The sequence below is a fragment of the Paenibacillus sp. S28 genome (assembly GCF_016624415.1).
GTDB lineage: Bacteria > Bacillota > Bacilli > Paenibacillales > Paenibacillaceae > Paenibacillus_AQ > Paenibacillus_AQ favisporus.
Map to the genome: position 1 here is coordinate 1 of NZ_JACVTM010000012.1, position 18,631 is coordinate 18,631.

20 protein-coding genes are annotated in these 18,631 nt (G+C 55.8%); 14 read left to right on the plus strand and 6 right to left on the minus strand.

The genetic code is table 11. The features are described from left to right. Positions 1-73: 73 nt before the first annotated feature. Positions 74-595 (minus strand): thiol peroxidase, encoded by a 522-nt coding sequence (gene tpx / locus IAE55_RS24285; protein ID WP_200634121.1) that lies wholly within the window; start codon positions 593-595, stop codon positions 74-76. 255 nt (positions 596-850) lie between these two features. Further along, complete coding sequence (locus IAE55_RS24290) at positions 851-1,381, minus strand: DinB family protein (protein ID WP_200634122.1); 531 nt, start codon at positions 1,379-1,381, stop codon at positions 851-853. Positions 1,382-2,058: 677 nt separating this feature from the next. Between IAE55_RS24290 and IAE55_RS24295 the strand changes: the two genes are divergently transcribed. After that, positions 2,059-2,517, plus strand: a complete 459-nt coding sequence (locus IAE55_RS24295; RefSeq protein WP_200634123.1) for an SRPBCC family protein — start codon at positions 2,059-2,061, stop codon at positions 2,515-2,517. Between the two features lie 159 nt (positions 2,518-2,676). Continuing rightward, positions 2,677-3,798 carry a hypothetical protein gene (locus IAE55_RS24300; RefSeq protein WP_145162584.1) on the plus strand — a complete coding sequence of 374 codons (1,122 nt, stop codon included), beginning with the start codon at positions 2,677-2,679 and terminating at the stop codon, positions 3,796-3,798. Positions 3,799-3,910: 112 nt separating this feature from the next. Here IAE55_RS24300 and IAE55_RS24305 read toward each other — a convergent pair whose 3' ends face one another. After that, on the minus strand, positions 3,911-4,975 hold the full coding sequence (locus tag IAE55_RS24305; protein WP_145162587.1) for a bifunctional transcriptional activator/DNA repair enzyme AdaA: 1,065 nt from the start codon (positions 4,973-4,975) through the stop codon (positions 3,911-3,913). Between the two features lie 273 nt (positions 4,976-5,248). On the opposite strand from IAE55_RS24305, the gene rlmN reads away from it, so the two are divergent. Continuing rightward, positions 5,249-6,346 (plus strand): 23S rRNA (adenine(2503)-C(2))-methyltransferase RlmN, encoded by a 1,098-nt coding sequence (gene rlmN, locus IAE55_RS24310; RefSeq protein ID WP_105445471.1) that lies wholly within the window; start codon positions 5,249-5,251, stop codon positions 6,344-6,346. 239 nt (positions 6,347-6,585) lie between these two features. Here rlmN and IAE55_RS24315 read toward each other — a convergent pair whose 3' ends face one another. Continuing rightward, on the minus strand, positions 6,586-6,951 hold the full coding sequence (locus IAE55_RS24315; protein WP_105445472.1) for a DUF423 domain-containing protein: 366 nt from the start codon (positions 6,949-6,951) through the stop codon (positions 6,586-6,588). 72 nt (positions 6,952-7,023) lie between these two features. Next, positions 7,024-7,653, minus strand: a complete 630-nt coding sequence (locus IAE55_RS24320; protein WP_234489825.1) for a hypothetical protein — start codon at positions 7,651-7,653, stop codon at positions 7,024-7,026. 417 nt (positions 7,654-8,070) lie between these two features. Between IAE55_RS24320 and IAE55_RS24325 the strand changes: the two genes are divergently transcribed. The 11 genes from IAE55_RS24325 (at position 8,071) to IAE55_RS24375 (ending at position 17,417) form a co-directional block, all read left to right on the plus strand. After that, the gene (locus IAE55_RS24325) at positions 8,071-9,045 is read left to right on the plus strand and encodes an AAA family ATPase (RefSeq protein ID WP_145162596.1); all 975 of its coding nucleotides are present in this window, start codon (positions 8,071-8,073) and stop codon (positions 9,043-9,045) included. Continuing rightward, entirely contained in the window at positions 9,045-10,142 is a 1,098-nt protein-coding gene (locus tag IAE55_RS24330; RefSeq protein WP_145162599.1) for a DUF58 domain-containing protein, read from the plus strand. The genes IAE55_RS24325 and IAE55_RS24330 overlap by 1 nt, the downstream gene beginning before the upstream one ends. Further along, positions 10,139-11,413, plus strand: a complete 1,275-nt coding sequence (locus tag IAE55_RS24335) for a DUF4129 domain-containing protein (protein ID WP_200634124.1) — start codon at positions 10,139-10,141, stop codon at positions 11,411-11,413. Before IAE55_RS24330 ends, IAE55_RS24335 begins: the two co-directional genes overlap by 4 nt. A 206-nt stretch (positions 11,414-11,619) precedes the next feature. Further along, positions 11,620-12,252 carry a 3-hexulose-6-phosphate synthase gene (gene hxlA / locus IAE55_RS24340; protein ID WP_145162605.1) on the plus strand — a complete coding sequence of 211 codons (633 nt, stop codon included), beginning with the start codon at positions 11,620-11,622 and terminating at the stop codon, positions 12,250-12,252. 1 nt (position 12,253) lies between these two features. Further along, positions 12,254-12,820, plus strand: a complete 567-nt coding sequence (gene hxlB, locus IAE55_RS24345) for a 6-phospho-3-hexuloisomerase (protein WP_200634125.1) — start codon at positions 12,254-12,256, stop codon at positions 12,818-12,820. 128 nt (positions 12,821-12,948) lie between these two features. After that, positions 12,949-13,311: a winged helix-turn-helix transcriptional regulator gene (locus tag IAE55_RS24350; RefSeq protein WP_200634126.1), complete on the plus strand. Its 363-nt coding sequence runs from the start codon at positions 12,949-12,951 to the stop codon at positions 13,309-13,311. 199 nt (positions 13,312-13,510) lie between these two features. After that, the gene (locus IAE55_RS24355; RefSeq protein WP_200634127.1) at positions 13,511-14,386 is read left to right on the plus strand and encodes a diguanylate cyclase domain-containing protein; all 876 of its coding nucleotides are present in this window, start codon (positions 13,511-13,513) and stop codon (positions 14,384-14,386) included. A 21-nt stretch (positions 14,387-14,407) separates the two neighbouring features. After that, a complete protein-coding gene (locus IAE55_RS24360) occupies positions 14,408-14,551 on the plus strand; it encodes a hypothetical protein (protein ID WP_186326114.1) in 144 nt (47 codons plus the stop codon). Continuing rightward, entirely contained in the window at positions 14,544-15,839 is a 1,296-nt protein-coding gene (locus IAE55_RS24365) for a glycosyltransferase family 2 protein (RefSeq protein ID WP_145162615.1), read from the plus strand. Before IAE55_RS24360 ends, IAE55_RS24365 begins: the two co-directional genes overlap by 8 nt. Positions 15,840-15,909: 70 nt before the next feature. Continuing rightward, the gene (locus IAE55_RS24370; protein ID WP_084203961.1) at positions 15,910-16,278 is read left to right on the plus strand and encodes a hypothetical protein; all 369 of its coding nucleotides are present in this window, start codon (positions 15,910-15,912) and stop codon (positions 16,276-16,278) included. Between the two features lie 278 nt (positions 16,279-16,556). After that, on the plus strand, positions 16,557-17,417 hold the full coding sequence (locus tag IAE55_RS24375; RefSeq protein ID WP_200634128.1) for an AraC family transcriptional regulator: 861 nt from the start codon (positions 16,557-16,559) through the stop codon (positions 17,415-17,417). Positions 17,418-17,519: 102 nt separating this feature from the next. On the opposite strand, the gene IAE55_RS24380 is transcribed toward IAE55_RS24375, so the two are convergent. Further along, positions 17,520-18,569 (minus strand): 2,3-butanediol dehydrogenase, encoded by a 1,050-nt coding sequence (locus IAE55_RS24380; protein ID WP_200634129.1) that lies wholly within the window; start codon positions 18,567-18,569, stop codon positions 17,520-17,522. Positions 18,570-18,631 lie beyond the last annotated feature (62 nt).

The following is an 18,631-nucleotide window of genomic DNA, read 5'->3' on the forward strand; positions in this document are numbered from 1 at the left end:
AAAAATTACCTTTAAACGCGGTCTGTCTTCTTTGAAGGTACGTCGATAGACATTTTTCTTATGGAAGTTGTAATTAAACGAGAGCTTTAACGGCAGCAACTGCATTTTCGTATTTAGGGTGCTCTGTCATTTCGCCTACATACTCAACGTATTGAACGGTATTGTCAGCATCGATTACAAAGACGGATCTCATCAACAATTGAATTTCCTTAATGAGAACGCCGTAAGATTGGCCAAAGCTGCGGTCTTTATAATCGGATAAGATGATTACATTGTCAATGCCTTCAGCACGGCTCCAACGGGATTGTGCAAAAGGAAGATCCACGCTGACGGTCAGTACAACCACGTTATCGCCAAGCTTTGCGGCTTCCTTGTCAAAACGCCGGGTTTGAGCGTCGCATACACCTGTATGGTCCAGGGAAGGAACGACACTGATTAGTTTGACTTTCCCGGCATAATCAGCCAAGGATGCTTGCTCTAACAAATTTTTGCTAACTTTGAAGTCAGGGGCTTTGTCGCCGACCTTCAGTTCAGGTCCTACTAAAGTAAGCGGGTTGCCTTGAGCTGTTGCTACACCGGTACGCTCTTGTGCCATAGTACACGGGCCTCCTTATTTTTTAATGGATATAAGTGGAATTTGACTAAGATTAGTTGTAAGCTTTTTTTAAAAGGAACTTGTTAAACGGGCTTTTTAACAGCAGCAACTGCATTTTCGCAGTTAGGATGCTCTGTCATTTCGCCCAAATATCAATGTATTGTACGGTATTGTCAGCATTGATTACAAAGCTGGATTTCATCAACATTCGGATATTTCTTTAATGAGCACGTCGTAAATGCTCGAGCTTAAGCTTTAGGCACCTGCATTCCGATCTCTCTGCTGCCGCTCTTCGCGACTGGGGCCGTAAACGCCAGGCACCACCAATCCGGCTTGACGCATGAGCACGAACATTTGTCCACGATGATGGGCCTGGTGCTGGATCAGCAAACGCAACACTGCAGAAATAGGTAGCACAATCGTGCCCCACATATTCCGGGTTTCGCTTAACGTCACATCGTTCCATTGCGTCTGCAGGGCATCCAGCATCGCACGGCTCGTCCGATCATAGGCCTCTGTGATGGAAGCCGCCGATGTTGGTTGATCGCTATCTTTTCCTTGATCTTGGAATTCCAGCCAATTTCCTTCCGCTTGGAATTCCAGCCCCGCTGTGGACAAAAAGTAATGAACCGATAGTGTTATATGCCACGCCAGTTTCCCCAAAGTGAAATGATCTGGAGCCACTTGTTGCTGAAGAGACTCGTTCGTCAGGACCTGGAGGACCTTCTGTGTGAGGGCAGCTTCCATTTTCCACTCATCGATAAATTGATGCAAACTAGTAAACATGTGCTAATCACCCTGCTTTTCGTTGAATTTGGAAACTTATTACCGCTCCCTGATCGGCAAACGCTTCTGCCGTAGCGGTGCCATGGCCGCGTGAGCCGCCAGCATGAGGACGACCTTGCATTTCTGCATGAAAAGAACCTCCTTGTACGTGGCGGACGCCCTGGCCCGGGGATCTTCTGTACGGCCACATAATCCAGCACACAGATCACTACCACCGGACTCGCCGCAATCGCTTCGGTCACTGTGTTCGCGGCCTCCGTCCCCTGTTCCATAAGCGGAACTGCTTTGCTGTCAGTTCGCATCCGGCTGTGTTTCATTTATGTCCTATCTAATCTCACTTATCCCATTTTGTTCATTTGGATATCTCATCTCCTTTCTCCTTTATCTTAAAAGGTTGACACAGTGTCAAAGTCAATGCATACTTTCGTATTTTTCTGAGGTCTGGCAAATGCGCGCCTTTGGCTTGACGCTGCAGGGCGGATTATCACAATGGGATGCTCCTAGCTGAGGCTTGCAGCGGGTTATACCAGTTATTTACAAGGCCGGGTGAAGGCTCTACAATGAGTGCAACAACATGTTAGCGGGTTAACATCTACCTGGCTGATTCGCAGCAATGGATGCTCGATCGGCCGGGACAGGCCAATCAGCCAATTTTTACATTGCGAGGAGCGGTGACAATGAGCAAATCAACAAGCAAGCTGGTGGTACCCATTGCGGATGATGCAGCGAAGCCCGTGGGATTGACCGCCGCTGCCGGGTTTCAGGTCGGCGTTCGGAGAACGTTTCCGGTATCACGGGAGGCGGCGTGGTCGCTGCTGACTTCCCCACAGGGCATGATGGTATGGCTTGGGAAATTCCAGTCCCTTGAATTCAAGCCGGGAACGACGTATACGTCCAAGGAAGGAAACCACGGCGAGATTCGGGTCGTCAAACCCGGGGAGCAAATCCGCTTGACCTGGCAGCGGCCCGGCTGGAGCCATCCTTCCACGGTCCAGATCCGCTTGCTGGAGGCCAAGACCGGAACGACGATCAGCTTCCATCAGGAAAAGCTGATTGATATCCAGCAGCGTGAGCAGATGAAGGCATATTGGGAGGAGGCGGCGGACCACATCCGGCAGCAGCTGGCTGCAGACTGATCGAAAGTATGGCCTCAACGAATGGATCATTGAGTAAAACTCCGCCACTTGAATCGCTTGATTGAATCGAAGGAGCCGTAAGGCCGGTAAGACGACTTGGAGAGTTGATTTCCTCCTCCGCTGCGGCTTACTATAATAACTTCAGGAGGAGGTCTGCTGATGGCTGAGCTGAAGGCAGTATACAATGAGGAATTTTTGCGCGGATTCGGGGCGAAGGTTCATACGGCCCACGCCGCATTTGATACAGATAAGTTTGTCAAAGACGTCATGGACGACACATGGGAGGAACTTGAGCTGAAAGCCCGTATGCGGCGGATCAGCGAAAAGCTGGGCGATCACTTGCCCGCCCGATATGAAGAGGCGCTGGAGGTGCTCTTCGCGATCGACGAGCATTGTGCGGGGTTTCCGTACCTGTTCTTTCCCGATTTCGTAGAAGTGTTCGGGCAGGCGCCGGAGCACTGGGACCTTTCAATGAAGGCGCTCGAGCGCTTCACGTCCAAATCGTCGGCGGAGTTTGCCGTCAGGCCCTTTCTGCTGCGGGACCCGGAACGGATGATGCGTCAGATGACGGCTTGGGCGCAGCATCCGGACGAGCATGTCCGGCGTCTGGCCAGCGAAGGCAGCCGGCCGCGGCTGCCGTGGGGACAAGCCCTGCCGATGTTCAAGAAGGATCCGGCGCCGGTGCTGCCCGTGCTGGAGCTGCTGAAGCAGGACTCGTCGCTCTATGTCCGCAAGAGCGTCGCCAACAACCTGAACGACATCGCAAAGGACCATTCTAATGTGGTGCTGGAGACGGCGCGGCGCTGGAAAGGTACTCATCCGCATACCGATTGGATTATCCGTCACGGATGCCGGACCTTGATCAAGAAGTCCCATCCGGAAGCGATGGCTCTGTTCGGCTACGCGGAGTCATCCGCGGAGGAACCGCTGGCGTCCGCCGCTTCGCTGACGGTAGATCCGTCCGAGGTCGCGGTCGGGGGCAGCACAGAGCTTCACTACGAAATCCGCGTGCGGGACGGGCAGCCGGCCCATATCCGGGTGGAATACGGGATCGACTTTGTCAAAGCCCGCGGCAAAATATCGCGCAAAGCGTTTTTGCTGTCGGATAAGACCGTACCCGGAGGCTCCCGCCTGTCGGGGACGCGAACCCATTCCTGGGCCGATCTGACGACGCGCCGACATTATCCGGGCGAGCACCGGATCGTGCTGCTCGTCAACGGCCGGGAGGCGGCCTCCGCCAGCCTCGTGCTTACGGGCAGCGGCGGGGCGCAGCAGGCATAGGCGAAGCATGCGAAGACAAAACAAACAGGAGTACCCGAGCGGTCGTTGGACCTCAAGGGGACTCCTGTTTTTCGTGATCGGCATGCCTTTATATAAGCAGGGAACGCTCCGATCAGTGCTGCCGCTGGTTTGAAAGAAACTGCTTCTCATGCTGAAGCAGCCAGCTTTTACGCGTCAGTCCACCGCCGTAACCGCCCAAGTCGCCGCTCGCGTTGATGACGCGGTGACAGGGGATGACAAGGGCGAGCTGGTTGGCGCCGTTAGCCTGGGCCACGGCCCGGAAGGCCTTCGGTTTGCCGAGAGCCCCAGCCAGCCCGGAGTAGGAACGTGTCTCGCCCGGCGGAATTTGCACTAGCTGCGCCCAGACCGACTTCTGGAACGGAGAGCCGATCAGATGCAGCGGCGTGGTGAATACGGACAGCCTCCCGTCAAAATAAGCCGTCAGCTCCTGCTCGATGGAGCGTATGGGAGCGGTGACGCCTGGGATGATCGCCGATTTCGTCCGCTGGCGCAGCCGCTCCACTTCGCGCTCGAGGCCCCGCCGGTCCACAAACTCCAGCAGATACAGCGCCTCCTCGTCGGCGATCGCGACCATCGGGCCGAGGCGCGTATCGATCCATGCCGCGCGCAGGATGCGGCTGTCTGCGGATTTCGCCGGAGCCGCCCCCATGATGCGGGAGAAGGCGTCCCGGAATCCGCTTCCGGATTCATACCCGCTCGACAGCTGGGCGTCGATCACCGCCTGGCCGGACCGGATCTGCTTGAATGCCAGCCCCATGCGGCGGGCGCGGGCATACTCCACAAAGGTCATGCCAAACCGTTTTTTGAACTGCCTCCGCGCCGTCGAGGCATCGATGTCGAGCTCATCAAAGTCCTGTTCCTTCCACCGTTTTTCCGGATGGGTCTCGACGGCCTCGACCAGCTTCTGGACGACCGGCGAAACGTGATTCGGATGGGACAGCGGACGGCAGCGCTGGCAGGGCCGGAAAGAAGCGAGCAGCGCCTCCTGCGCGGTCTCGTAAAACTCACAGTTTTCATATTTGGGCTTTCTGGCCGGGCACGTCGGGCGGCAGAACACTCCCGTCGTTTTGACCCCGACATAGAAAATCCCCTCGTACTCCGACTTTTTATCGAGCAGCGCCTGATAATACTCCATTTTATGTTCAGCCGTAATCATGACCGGCCTCCTTTTTTCATCATCCTTTACTCTTATTATAGACCAGCCCTGCAGATCCCCGCCGCCGAAAATCGGGCACTGATTTTTAAATGATCGTTCTTTTTCAACAGGAAGCCATCATAGCGGAGCCAGCAGCCCCCATCCGTGGCTAAATTCCCGCTGCATCCCTTGTTTTAACAAAAAAAATTTGGGACAATAATAGACAGATTGCCTGCCGGATCTGGTAAAGTAGAGAGAGTATGCATTTTAAAGCTTTTGAAAAGAGGAAAAACGATGAACAAACCATCCATCTATGGATTAACGTTCGATCAGCTGTCTGCATGGCTGCTTGAATATGGACATAAACCATTCCGCGCCTCTCAGGTGTGGGACTATCTATATGTACAACGGGTCACCGATTTTGCCGATATGACGGATGCCAATCCGGACTGCGTGAAGCTGCTTGCGGAGCATTACGTTATCCAGACACTCGAAGAGCATGTGAAGCAGGAGTCGGCCGACGGGACGGTCAAGTTCCTGTTCCGATTGCAGGACGGCAATCTGATCGAAACGGTGCTGATGCGCCATAAGTTCGGCCTTTCCGTCTGCGTGACGACCCAGGTCGGCTGCAATATCGGCTGCAGCTTCTGCGCGAGCGGACTGCTGAAGAAAAGCCGGGACCTGTCCGCCGGGGAAGTTGTGGAGCAGCTCATGAAGGTGCAGCTGTTCCTGGACCAGAACAAGCCGGGCGACCTCGTCAGCCATATTGTCGTGATGGGCATCGGGGAGCCGTTTGATAATTTCGAGAACATGGTCGACTTCATCAATGTGGTCAAGGACCGCAAAGGGCTGGCGATTGCCGGGCGCCATATTACCGTATCGACCAGCGGGCTGGCTCCGAAGATCATGGAATTTGCCGACCGCGATTTGAAGGTGAACCTGGCCATTTCGCTGCATGCTCCGAACAATGAGCTGAGAACCCGGATTATGAAGATTAACAAGGCTTATCCGATTGAGGAAGTCTTGAGGGCCATGGATTACTATCTGGCCAAAACGAAGCGCAGAGTGACGCTCGAGTATATTTTGCTCAAGGACGTCAATGACGGCAGGGAACACGCGGCTGAATTGGCGGAGCTGATCGGTGACCGCAGACAGCTGGTCAACGTCAACCTGATCCCGTACAATCCGGTCGATGAGCACAGCCAATATCAGAGAAGCGCGCAGGAGTCGATCCTGGCTTTCTATGACACGCTCAAAAAGAACCGGGTCAGCGTCAGTGTCCGGCTGGAGCATGGAACCGATATCGACGCGGCCTGCGGACAGCTGCGGAGCAAGCAAATCCGCAAGGAAAATGGCAGAGGTGCGGGCCAGGCCAGCGCGGTAAACGGTTGAGGCCGGCATCCTGTTTTTCAGGGGATTCCCCCATTTTTTTAAACATGAATAACACGAAAAAGCCTGCAAATCTGCAGGCTTTTGTCATAATACCAGAAAGTATAAACTCCAGAGCCATGGCTTCCTGGTATTGCAAGAAAAATTACCTTTAAACGCGGTCTGTCTTCTTTGAAGGTACGTCGATTGACGTTTTTCTTATGCCTAGGGCATTTATACGAAACATCCCTATCCTCAATCGGTTAGCCAGCCACAGCCACGATGAATACGACCCATCCCGCCAAAAAGGCCACTCCGCCGATCGGCGTAATCGCCCCTAGCTTGCGGATGCCGGTCACGCTCAGCGCGTACAGGCTTCCCGAGAATAACAGAATTCCCGCAAACAGCAGCCATCCTGCGAGCTGGATGGTGCCCGCATGTGCGGCGGATGGGGCATAGAGGCCCATCAACAGCAGGCCAAGTCCGTGAGCCAAATGATATTGGACTCCGGTCTGATAGGTTTTCTGCCGGTTATCGTCGAGTCTTTCCTTCAGGGCGTGCGCCCCGAATGCGCCGATGGCCACGGCCAAAAACATCATGATTCCGCCCAGAATGAGCAGCGTGTTCACATCAATCACCTCTAAGCGTCATCATACGTTCTGGCGCGGCGGCCGTCAACGAGTTGGATTTGATCTGTTTTCTTAATAATGCCGGCGGATATGATGATTCCGTTTTTTCTTCTTCACGAACTTGTTCGTGCCGCTAGCGCCGGGTCCGCCGCCGACCGAGTCCTGCTGTCTGGTGCAAGGGCTGTCGATGGTGGAGTTGGTGCCGCTCGTGCTGTGTGTGCCGGAGCCGCTGGCAATTTGGGTGGCGGCAGCCTCCTCGCTTCCCTCCGGCATTTGAACCCGCTGGTGATTCAGAACGAAGATGGCTTCCTTCTTCCGGCGGTGCGAGCGTTTCCGCTTACCGCGGCAGGCGTGGGCGGGCTCGCGGAGGATGCTGATGTTATCGGCGGTACCTCCGGCTCCGACGCTGACCTGCTGGTCCGTATTCGGGGAACCAATGGCCGCGTTGCTTCCCGACGCGCTGCTGTGGCCTGCACCGCTGGCGATCTGCGTCGTATTCGGGGCGTTGGTGAATTGATCGTTAATGACGAACACGAACTTATCGAACCTGCGAAGCGGAACCTTGGTCGTCAGCCGTTTTTCGCCTCGGACGATGCTGACGATGAGCTTGCCCTGTGACCGTGAACGAGAGTGCCTCTTCAGTCGTCTTGCCATATGCCGGCGGGCATAACCGCAGCCGTGGCTTTTAAGATACCTCCTCATATCAACCATCCTTTGTCTCTGGTATGGTTCATCCTAGTGATGTTTGCCGGATTTTGTGAGGGACAACTGTCTCGTAGGGGCAAAAAATAGGGCGTTTTATATAGGATGAACTAAAGAAATGAATGTTATAGGACTCTATTGGGCTGTTATAACAGGAAGATCAAGCAAAACGTTAGTTCAATCGATTTTGCCGGATTTTACCCCTGATAGGTGATTAATGCTTCTGTCGGTGATAAAATATAGCAAAACCGTCCGGTCATAGAGAACGGCCTGCCGGAAGATCTGTAGCTGAACCGTTCCCGGCGTAAAGGTCCAGTCTGCCGGGGGTATCAAAGACACTTGTAAACGCTTTAATCATAAACCGTAGATTGCTTTGCCTAAAGCGCGGGCAGTCATACAGGAGAGGATGGGAATGCAATGCAGGTGAATCAAGTTCGCGAGTTGGCTGTGAAACTGAAAGAGAATATCGGGAGAGTCATTGTCGGCAAAGAGGGAGAAGTGGAGCTGCTGCTAACGGCCTTGCTTGCGTCAGGACATGTGCTGCTGGAGGATGTGCCGGGGACCGGTAAAACGCTGCTTGCCAAAAGCTTGGCGGCGTCCCTGTCGCTCAGCTTCCAACGGATTCAGTTTACCCCCGATCTGCTGCCGTCGGATTTGACGGGCATCCATTTCTACAACCAGAAGGACGGCGAGTTTCAGTTTCGCCCGGGTCCGCTGTTCTCGCGGATCGTGCTTGCGGATGAAATTAACCGGGCCACGCCCAGAACCCAGTCCAGCCTGCTGGAGTGTATGGAGGAGCGGCAGGTCAGCATTGATGGGCAGACGATGGCGCTGGAGCGGCCGTTTATGGTGCTGGCCACCCAGAACCCGGTCGACAACCAGGGCACGTTTCCGCTGCCCGAAGCCCAGATGGACCGCTTTATGATCCGCATGAAGCTGGGGTATCCATCCGCAGCGGAAGGGAAGGAGATCTTGAAGCGGACGCAGGGACCAGCCGGCTTAACCGCAGAGCGGGCCGAGCGCACAGCAACAGCCGACGAGGTGCTGGAAGCCCAGCAGCTGTGCACGCAGGTGAACGTGAGCGAGGATTTGATGGGATACATCGTATCCCTGGCCGAAGCGACCCGCGTCCATGCGGAAGTGGCTCTTGGCATCAGCCCCCGCGGAACCCAGGCGCTGCTGCGCGCGGCGCAGGCTTATGCTGCGCTGAATGGACGGGAGTACGTACTTCCCGATGACATCAAGCATCTGCTGGAGCCGGTCTGCGCTCACAGACTGGTGCTCAAGAAGCGCTACGGCGGGCAGCATGAGGCCGCCCGGCGCATTCTGCTTGAGGTGCTGGATCAGATCGCAGTTCCCAGCGAAGCGGGACTGGAAAGCGGCGTGAGATAATGGCGATGCTGTGGCTGCTTCTGGCCTGCGGCGGCGTGTTGGTGCTGCAGGGCCTGGTCCTGGGCAGGGGATCGCTGCGGAAACTGACGTACGAGCGCCATTTCAGCACGGAAACCTGTTACGTGGGAGATCGGATCGAAATGGTCGAGGTGATCGAAAACGGCAAAATGTTTCCGGTGCCCTGGCTGCGCCTGGAAGCGATGCTTCCCTCGTCCCTGATGTTTAAGCGCAGCCGGGAAACCTCGATCAGCGAGGGGAATATTTATCAGAATCATACGAGTTTATTTATGCTCCGTCCCCGGACCCGGATTACCCGGACGCATCAAATCCAGTGTACCCGCCGGGGGATCTATCGGATGGACTCGGCCACGATGACCGGCGGGGACCTGTTTGCGGTCTACACCCCGTCACGGCAAATTACGCTCAGCAAACGGCTTGTCGTTTACCCGGAGCTGCTGGGCGATGACCGGCTGCCTTCCTCCTGGAAGACATGGCAGGGGGAGCTCGCGGTGCGGCGCTGGGTCGTTGAGGATCCATTCCTCATTACCGGAATCCGGGAATACGCCGCGGGAGATCCGATGAACCGGATTCACTGGAAAGCCACCGCCAGAACGGGCGAGCTTCAGGTCCACAAGCACGGCTATACCGCCGATCCGCGGGTCATGATCTGCCTGAACATCGAGGTGTCCGAGCAGATGTGGAACGTGGTGACCCGGCCGGAGATGGTCGAGGATGCGCTGTCCTATGCGGCCACCTGTGCGGCTTCGCTGATCCACCAGGGTATGGCGGCCGGTTTCACCCATAATGCGTCGGTTAATCCGGAGAGCCAGGCCATGCTCCGGATCGATCCGGATTACGGCACGGCCCATTTGGAGAACCTGCTGGAGGCCATGGCCGGTGTGGACATGAAGACGCGGATGTCATTCCACGAAATGCTGCGTCTGGAAGCGGAGCGCGAGCAGGAAGAGACGGTCGACTATCTGCTCATTACGGCGCATCTGTCTGAAGCGGTCCGGGAGAGCATCCACGGACTGGAGAACAAAGGCCACCGCGTATCGGTTGCGGAATGGCCGGATGCGAGGGAGGCGGCGGTATGATACGTCAGCAAGCGCAAGCCCGTTACCGGGGAGCCGGGGAAGCATTATATTTCTCGCTGCTCGAGTCCGCCTCGCTGTACCCTGTGGCCGTGCTGCTTGCGGCATATGCGCTGCCGATCCATCCGCTGCTCATCTGGCTGCTTGCCGGGATTGTTCACGCTGCAGGCGTGCTGGCCGGCCGGGAGCAGTCCCGCAGCGGGGGCGGCCGCCTGTGGACGCCGATCCCGCTGGCGGCCGCGGTCCTGCTGCCCCTGGCCGTATTCGGGCTGCGGCTCGCCGCGGCGCTGGCCGCTGTGGCTCTGCTGGCGGCTGCGATCCGCGGGCTGATCGCCGGGCGCAAGCAGTGGTGGAAGACAGCGGTGCAGCGGCTGCCGCTGATCGGCCTTGGCGCCTCGCTTGTGCTGTACATTACGGCCGGCCAGGTCAGCGCCCTTCATCCGCACCGCACGTCGCTGTACGTGATGGCGATGATTACGCTGTTCGCCCTCCTGCTGCGCATGAACGGCGAGCGGGTCCGGGACGCCTCGCATGCCGAGCAGGCCGACCGTCAGCTGTTCGGCCGGATTCTGACGGCAAACCGCTCGATGACTTGGATCGTCATTGCCGTTATCGCCCTGCTCAGCGGATGGAAGGGCCTTGGTGCGATCTTCCTCTTCCTGCGGGACGGTCTCCGGTCTCTCCTCCAAGGCTTGGGAGGAGACGGACAGTCTGTGGAACAGCCTCCGCAAGCACCGGCCGATCCGATGATGCCCGATTTGTCCGGAATGGATCAGGGTCCGGTGCAGCACCCGATGTGGCTGAAAGTCATAGGCTATGTCGTCCTGGGCATTCTTTGCCTGGCTGTTCTTGTTTTGCTGGGGATGCTGCTGTATAAGCTGTTCCGGCGCTGGCTTCCGGAGCGCATCCGAAGCTGGGTCCGGCGCCTCGCTTACCGGCTCGGGCTGCTGCGCCAGATCCGGCACATTTCCGAGGAGACGGCGGACTTCGTGGATGAGGTCGAGCGAATCGACCGCGTTGCCGCCAAGCCCCGCCGGTTCCGCCGCTTCCGCAAGGAGCAGGACATCAGCGGCAGCGACCCGCGTCAGGCTTACGAGAGCCTGATCCGCCGTGCGGTCAAGAAAGGATTCGCGTTCCGGGCGAGCCGGACGCCTGCGGAGAACGGCGCCGAGCTTGCGGCGGGAGAGAGCTTCACCGGCATGGCGCCGGAAGCGGTCCATACGCTCATCGAGCGGTATAATGCCGTGCGGTACGGCGGGAAAAAGGAGCAGTAGAAGCCCTGCTCCGGCCAGCATGATGCCGTATACTTTTGGTCGTGAAGGTCCCCTAAAGGGGGCCTTTTTTGTGCTCTTGGACTTCCAATAGTTACGCCGAGGTAACTTCATTACGATAAAGTGCCTACTTACGCAAGCGAAATAGAGCCACTACAATGGGGTTGTGGTTCACGAACCAAATCGATCATAAAGGAGACAAACGCACTATGGAACTTCAACTGGCACTTGATCTTGTCGATATTCCCGGAGCCAAGGAAATCGTAAACGAGGTTGCTGAATATATAGACATCGTGGAAATTGGAACGCCGATCGTCATCAATGAGGGGCTTCGGGCGGTGAAAGAACTGAAAGAAGCCTTCCCTTCCCTGCGCGTGCTGGCCGATCTGAAAATCATGGACGCCGGCGGATACGAAGTCATGAAGGCATCCGAAGCCGGGGCAAGCATTATTACCGTGCTCGGCGTCTCAGACGATTCCACCATCCGCGGAGCTGTGGAAGAAGCTAGAAAGCAAAACACAAAAGTCATGGTCGATATGATCAATGTGAAGGATATTGAACAGCGCGCCAAGGAAATTGACCAAATGGGCGTGGATTATATCTGCGTGCATTCAGGGTACGATCATCAAGCTGCAGGCATCAGCTCCTTTGAAGATCTGGTGACGATCAAACGCGTGGTGAACCGCGCCAAAACGGCCATTGCCGGCGGGATCAAGCTGAGTACGCTGCCTCAGGTGATTGCGGCCGGCCCGGATCTGGTTATTGTGGGCGGGGGAATCACCGGTCAGGATGACAAGCGGGCTGCGGCATCGCAGATGAAGCAGCTGGTCAGTCAGGTCTAAGATGAACACGGCCGATTATGCTCTCGAAATTACGAAGGAGCTGCAGCGATCGATTGCCCGCATCTCGAATGGAGAAGCGGATCAGTTGGCTGTCATGATTCTTGAAGCCGGAAATGTGTTTGTGGCGGGAGCCGGCAGGTCGGGCCTGATGGGCCGGGCGCTGGCTATGCGGTTAATGCATCTCGGAATTACCGCATATGTGGTCGGCGAGACGGTGACACCGGGAATCGGCCCGGGGGACCTGCTTGTCATCGGGTCCGGGTCAGGCGAGACGCAAAGCTTGGTCACGATGGCCAGAAAAGCCAAGGAGATCGGAGCAGCGGTTGTCACCGCAACCATTTACCCGGATTCCACGCTGGGCCGGTTGTCCGATTTCCCGGTCTGTCTTCCGGGTACGCCGAAGGAACAGCAGGCAGCGGGCAGCGGAGAAAAGGTGACCATACAGCCGATGGGATCGCTGTTTGAGCAAACCTTGATCATTTTGTACGATGCCGTCGTTCTCCGCTTGATGGAGCAGCGGGGTCAAGATTCCTCCCAGATGTTCGGCAGACACGCCAACCTGGAGTAAAGCTTCACCTGAAAAAGATACCAATCCAAACAGGAGCCATCCCGGAGGTCGCAGACCGAGGGATGGTTCTTTTTTGCATCAAGCGAAAAAGCGAATCGTGTAGTATCCTATAAGAAGGAGGTGGCAGCGTGGCAACGGAAATTAAAGACCGTATCAATTTAAAAGAAATCAATTGCGCGAAGGAACTGACCCTTGCCGTGATCAGCGGCAAATGGAAGTTGATTATATTGTGGCATCTGGGGCTTGAGGGGACGAAGCGGTTTGGCGAGCTGAAGAAGCTGATCCCCAATGTGACCCAAAAAATGCTGACCAACCAGCTTCGGGAGCTGGAAGACGATCAGCTGATTTCGCGGAAGGTATATCCGGAGGTCCCTCCCCGGGTGGAGTATTCGCTGACCGAATACGGCAGCTCGCTGATGCCGGTGCTGAAGATGATGTACGACTGGGGCAGTCATTATGGGGACCGGGTCATTTGGAAGGACGATCATTAACAGGTCTGCATTCTCTTCATCGGAATGATTTTTTCACGTACTTAAAAAAAATATGAAGTTCAATCCCTCGCAGAGTCCGAAGGCAGGAAAGCCGCCGCTTTGCGGGGGTATTTTTTTGTGACATTGCCTGTAAATGGGGTAATAATTAGAAATTGATTCCAATTTTGGCTGCTGTAGCTGCTGTAAAGGAAGGATGCTGATGAAAGACCAAACGCCGACACGACGCATTGAAGCAGGCTATCTCATCCTTGTGTTGGTCATCATGATTCAGGAGCTGCTCATTTTTATCAAGGTATATGCAGATCAAGCCTATACCACTCAGGAGCTGCTGTTCAGTCTGGGGACATTGGCTGCGCTGCTGATCGGCTTCTTTATGCCGGTCGGCGTCACGGCGGTGGCCGTCTTCTTTTATCTTGTGAGTTATTTTGTGTGGCTGAACACTTATGCACATGTGGATATCTTATCTTTCTCATGGCTGCTGCTCGTTCCCGCCAACATGATTCTGGCCTCCGTGATTCATTCTGGGTTGATCCGCAACCGGAGACTGATCGAGCGGCTGGAGGATTTGAAGGACATGAGCCCGCAGCTGGACCTTGATACGTCTCTCGGGAACAAGCTGTCCCTGGAGGATGCCGTCATCAAACACTCCAATCTCGCCAAGCGTTATCCGCAGCGTTACGACTTCTGTATGGCGATGTTTAAAATCGAATTTTTGCCGCTCGTCAAAGAGTCGCTCGGTTCCAGGCGGTACGCCCGGCTGCTGGTCGAGTTATCGCACACGATCCAGAAGCAGATCCGCTACGAGGATTATAAATTTTTCATCGACCATGGGCGCTTTGTGGTCTTGTATCCGATGACGAATCAGGAGCATTTGCAGCAGCTCACCGCCCGGATTAAGCAGGCTATGATGAATGTTGAAGCCGTCGACCGGAGCGGGAGCCCGCTGAAGCTCGTCGTCCGCACGGGGGCGCTCGTGTTCCAGCCGGAGCAGTTCAGCAAATATGAACATATCGACGCGGTCATTGCCGCATTGGAGCGCAATACGGAGACCGATCTGATCGGTGAGTATGTATAAGGAGAAAGGAGGGGCGCCCGCATGTCGTATGCCCAGTGGTTTATACCTGTATGTATCGGCGTCAGCATCCTTTTTGCCGCAGCGGTGCTGGTGCTGACAATCACCACGCTGATGTTCCGGGCCAAAGTCAAGAAAAAATACGATCGGGGGAATTTCAGTGGCTGACGTCATCCTGCTCCTGTCGATCGTATCGATCTGGATCGCCGTACTGGAGTCGATTGTCATCATGTCCGGGGCGATCCGGTTTGTGTACAGGCAGAACCGGGGGGCTCTGGTGCGCAGCGGGCAATTGGACGATTTTCCGACCGTGACGGTCATGGTCCCCGCCCATAATGAAGAGTTGGTCATTACCGCGACGGTGGAGCATATTCTGCAGCTGTACTATCCCCCGGACAAGGTCCAGATCATCGTGATCGCCGATAACTGCACCGACCGCACCGCGGACAAGCTGAAGGCACTGAAGGCCAGAACCAGCTATAAAGACAGGGACCTGCTCATTTTGGAAAGAACCGGCACCGGCGGGAAATCCGGAGCTCTAAATGATGCGCTGAAGGAAGCCACCGGCGATTGGATTTGCGTCTATGACGCCGATGCCGCACCCGAGCACAACGCCCTCTACTTTCTGATTCAGAAAGCCATGGAGCAGCCTGAGCGCTACGGTGCGGTGTTCGGACGCAACAAAGCGCGCAACCGCGGGCAGAACCTGCTGTCGCAATTCATCAACCTGGAGCTGATCACGATTCAACGGGTGCATCATACCGGTCTGTGGGAGCTGTTCGGTCTGGGAACGATCCCCGGGACCAATTTTATCGTCAAACGCTCGCTTATGGAGGATATCGGGGGATGGGATGAGCACGCCATCACGGAAGACACGGCGGTGTCCTTCGAAATTTTGGGGCGCGGCCAGCTGATCGCACTCGCACCGCAGGCCGAAGCCTATCAGCAGGAGCCGGAAAGGCTCGACGTCTACATGAAGCAGCGCCAGCGCTGGGCCAAAGGCAATTACAAGGTGGTCGTGGACAATATCCACCAGCTGTTTAATCGGAGCAGCTGGCGGATCAAGCTGCACGTGCTTTATTATGCCGCAAGTTATTTTTGGTTCATGGTGGCGATTATCGTTTCCGACCTCATTTTTATCGTCAACCTCGTGTACCAGATCATCGCGCTCTTTCACCCGGATACGGTATCTCCGTTCCAATTCAGCAGTGACCTGTATGTGTATCTGGTCATCGCCTGGGCTCTGATGTACTACATTTATGTTCTTCAGATCAACCTGGCACTGGCTACCGATATCGGACAGAGCAACGTCAGGAACTTCATCCTGTCCTGTGTGTCTTACTTTACGTATGCCCAGCTGTTTCTGGTCATTTCGCTGCTGGCCTTCTGGTCGATGATCGTCGATAAAGTGACGGGCAGGCAGAGCAAATGGTATAAAACCAAGCGCTTTGGTTAGGCGCTTCTCACCATTGCCCAACCGCGGCATATAATGGACCGACCGGAGCCTACAGAAAGGAGATCACGCCATGAGTTATCCCTCGTACGGTGGATGGTGTCCCCATTATTACCCGCGGCCCTATTACTATTCATGGATTCGTGAATACCCCCAGATCAAGACCGATACCCTCAACCAGTCCATTCAGGGATATTATTCGCTGATGGAGGAGGGCTACAAAATTCTCAACAGGCTGTCGGACCATGCCTTTGCCGTTCAGGTGATGACAGCCGCCCAGGCCGGCAACAAGCAGGAGGTGGACCGGCTGATGAAGTCGATCAGCAGCCGGTCGAAGATTTCGTCCGAGTTTTCTCCGAGCGGAATCGGGATTACCGTCGACCCGTTAGTTGAGACCGACCCTTGCTGCAAACTGGCCATGTTCCTGAAATGGGGAAAATAAACCCACTGAACGGCATATGTAAGGATCATTCCATTTCCACTGGCAGCCCGGAACCTTCGCGTTTCGGGCTTATTTGACGTTCTATGCGGAGTTCTCAAACAGCCGGGCCTCCTGATTTGTGCTGCCTTCGCCAAACGGAGTGCTGTACCCCCGTGTTCCTGTTGTATACTTAAGTTTAACGGAAGAATGTAACGGACAACCTGTTCGGCAATAGCACGGAATGACAGGATTTTGGCGAATGACGGGGTTATGATGACTTACGAGGAGTGATCGGATATATGGCATGGGTAGAATCGCTGCAGCGGGCAATCGATTATATGGAGGACCACCTCTCCGAGGACATTACCATTGAGGAGATCGCGAAGCAGGCGCATTCGTCGCCGTTTCACTTTCAGCGGACCTTTACGCTGCTGACCGACTTTACGATCGGCGATTATCTTCGGCGCAGGCGGCTGTCTCTCGCAGCGAAGGAGCTGACGGGGACGGATACCAAAATTATCGACCTTGCCTGCAAATACGGGTACGACACTCCCGAGGCGTTCTCGAAAGCTTTTCGCAAGCAGCACGGCGTTACCCCGACGGAAGCGCGGAAAGGGATCGGGAAGCTGCAATTTTATAACCGCCTGGTCATCCAGGTGAGTCTGAAAGGAGCCGAACCGGTGAAATATCATATTGTGGAGAGAGAAGCGTTCCAGGTCGTTGGAGTCAAGCGGGCCTTTTCCTATGAAAATGGCCAGAACCTCGAGGGGATTCCGAAGATGTGGCAGGAGGTTCATCAGAACGGGGTCAATGACCTGTTGTTCCGCGTGAACAGCGGTCAGATCAAGGGTGTGCTCGGCGTATGCGTCGATCAAGGCCCGGTGAGATCGAAGGAGATGGACTACTGGATTGCGACCGAATGCGACCAGGAAGTGCCGGAAGGCTTGGAGAAGCTGGACATCCCGGCATCCAAATGGGCCGTGTTCGAAGTGCGCGGCCCGATGCCGGACGCGATGCAGAGCGCCTGGAAGCGGATTTTCTCCGAATGGTTTCCGTCCAGCGGGTACGAGTATACCGGCACCGCCGAGCTGGAGGTTTATACAGACGAGGATCCTTCCAGTCCGGACCTGTATTCGGAAATTTGGATTCCGGTGAAGTAACGATTTGTATAATCGCTCCAGCCCAAACAAGGCCGCCTCTTTAGAGGTGGCCTTGTTGATTGTTGTGCTAGTGAAAAGCAATCGTTGATTTCCGGCCTGCCGTTACGGCTGGATTTTGGTCAAAATTTTAGCCTGGCTTTTGTCCTGGATCAGCAGCTCGAAGCCCTCGTCAATGAGGTTGTCCAGCGCAATTTTCTTCGTGATCACCTGCTTGACGTCCAGTGTACCGTTTGCGATCAATGAAATAATCTCAGGGAAAATGTGGCGGTAGGCCAGGATGGCGGTAACGCTCGCTTCCTTCACCATCAGCTGCATCAGATCAATGCTGGCCGGTTTGGCGAACGCCGCGATCACGACAACCTCGCCGCCCTTCTTGACCGTGTTCACGGCATTGGTGAACGTCGGCTGGGCGCCAGCCGCTTCAAAGGCCACGTCCACGCCGGTGCCGGTCAATGCGAGGATTTCCTCCTCGGTGTTCTGGCGGGCCCCGTTAATGATCGCCGTCGCACCAATCTCCTGAGCCTTTGCCAGCCGCTCATCCGAGACGTCCACCGCGATGATTTGGGCTGCGCCGGCGGCCTTGGCGGACAGAATGGTAAGGAGACCAATCGGCCCGACGCCGAACACGGCCACCTTGTCGCCGACCTTCATGCGGCTGCTGCGCACGGCGTGGAAGGCAACGGCGGTGGGCTCCACCAGCGCGCCTTCCTCCAGCGACACGTGATCGGGCAGCTTATGCACCATATACGGCTGCACGATGGCGTATTCGGCAAAGCCGCCGTTAGCGTTCAGGCCGACGAACCCGAAGCGTTCGCACTGGTTATACCGGCCCTGGCGGCAGTATTCGCATTCCCCGCAGTAGATCAGCGGCTCAATCGTGACCCGGTCGCCCACGTTGACGTTCGTCACGCCATCGCCGACCTCGGCAACCGTACCCGCGAATTCATGCCCCAGCGTAAGCGGTGCCATTTCTCCGGAAATCGGATGCGGCACTCCGGTCTGTACGCCGATACCGTGATGGTACGCATGCAGGTCGCTGCCGCAGATGCCTGTCCATTCCACCTTGACCTTCACTTGTCCGGGATTCACGACGGGTTCCTCGACGTTTTCGATTCTTACGTCTTTCGTTCCATGCCAAACGGCTGCTTTCATATCTATATCTCTCCTTGTCCAAGAAGTGGATGATGGGATTCTCCCTTGCCATAAGCCGGGCA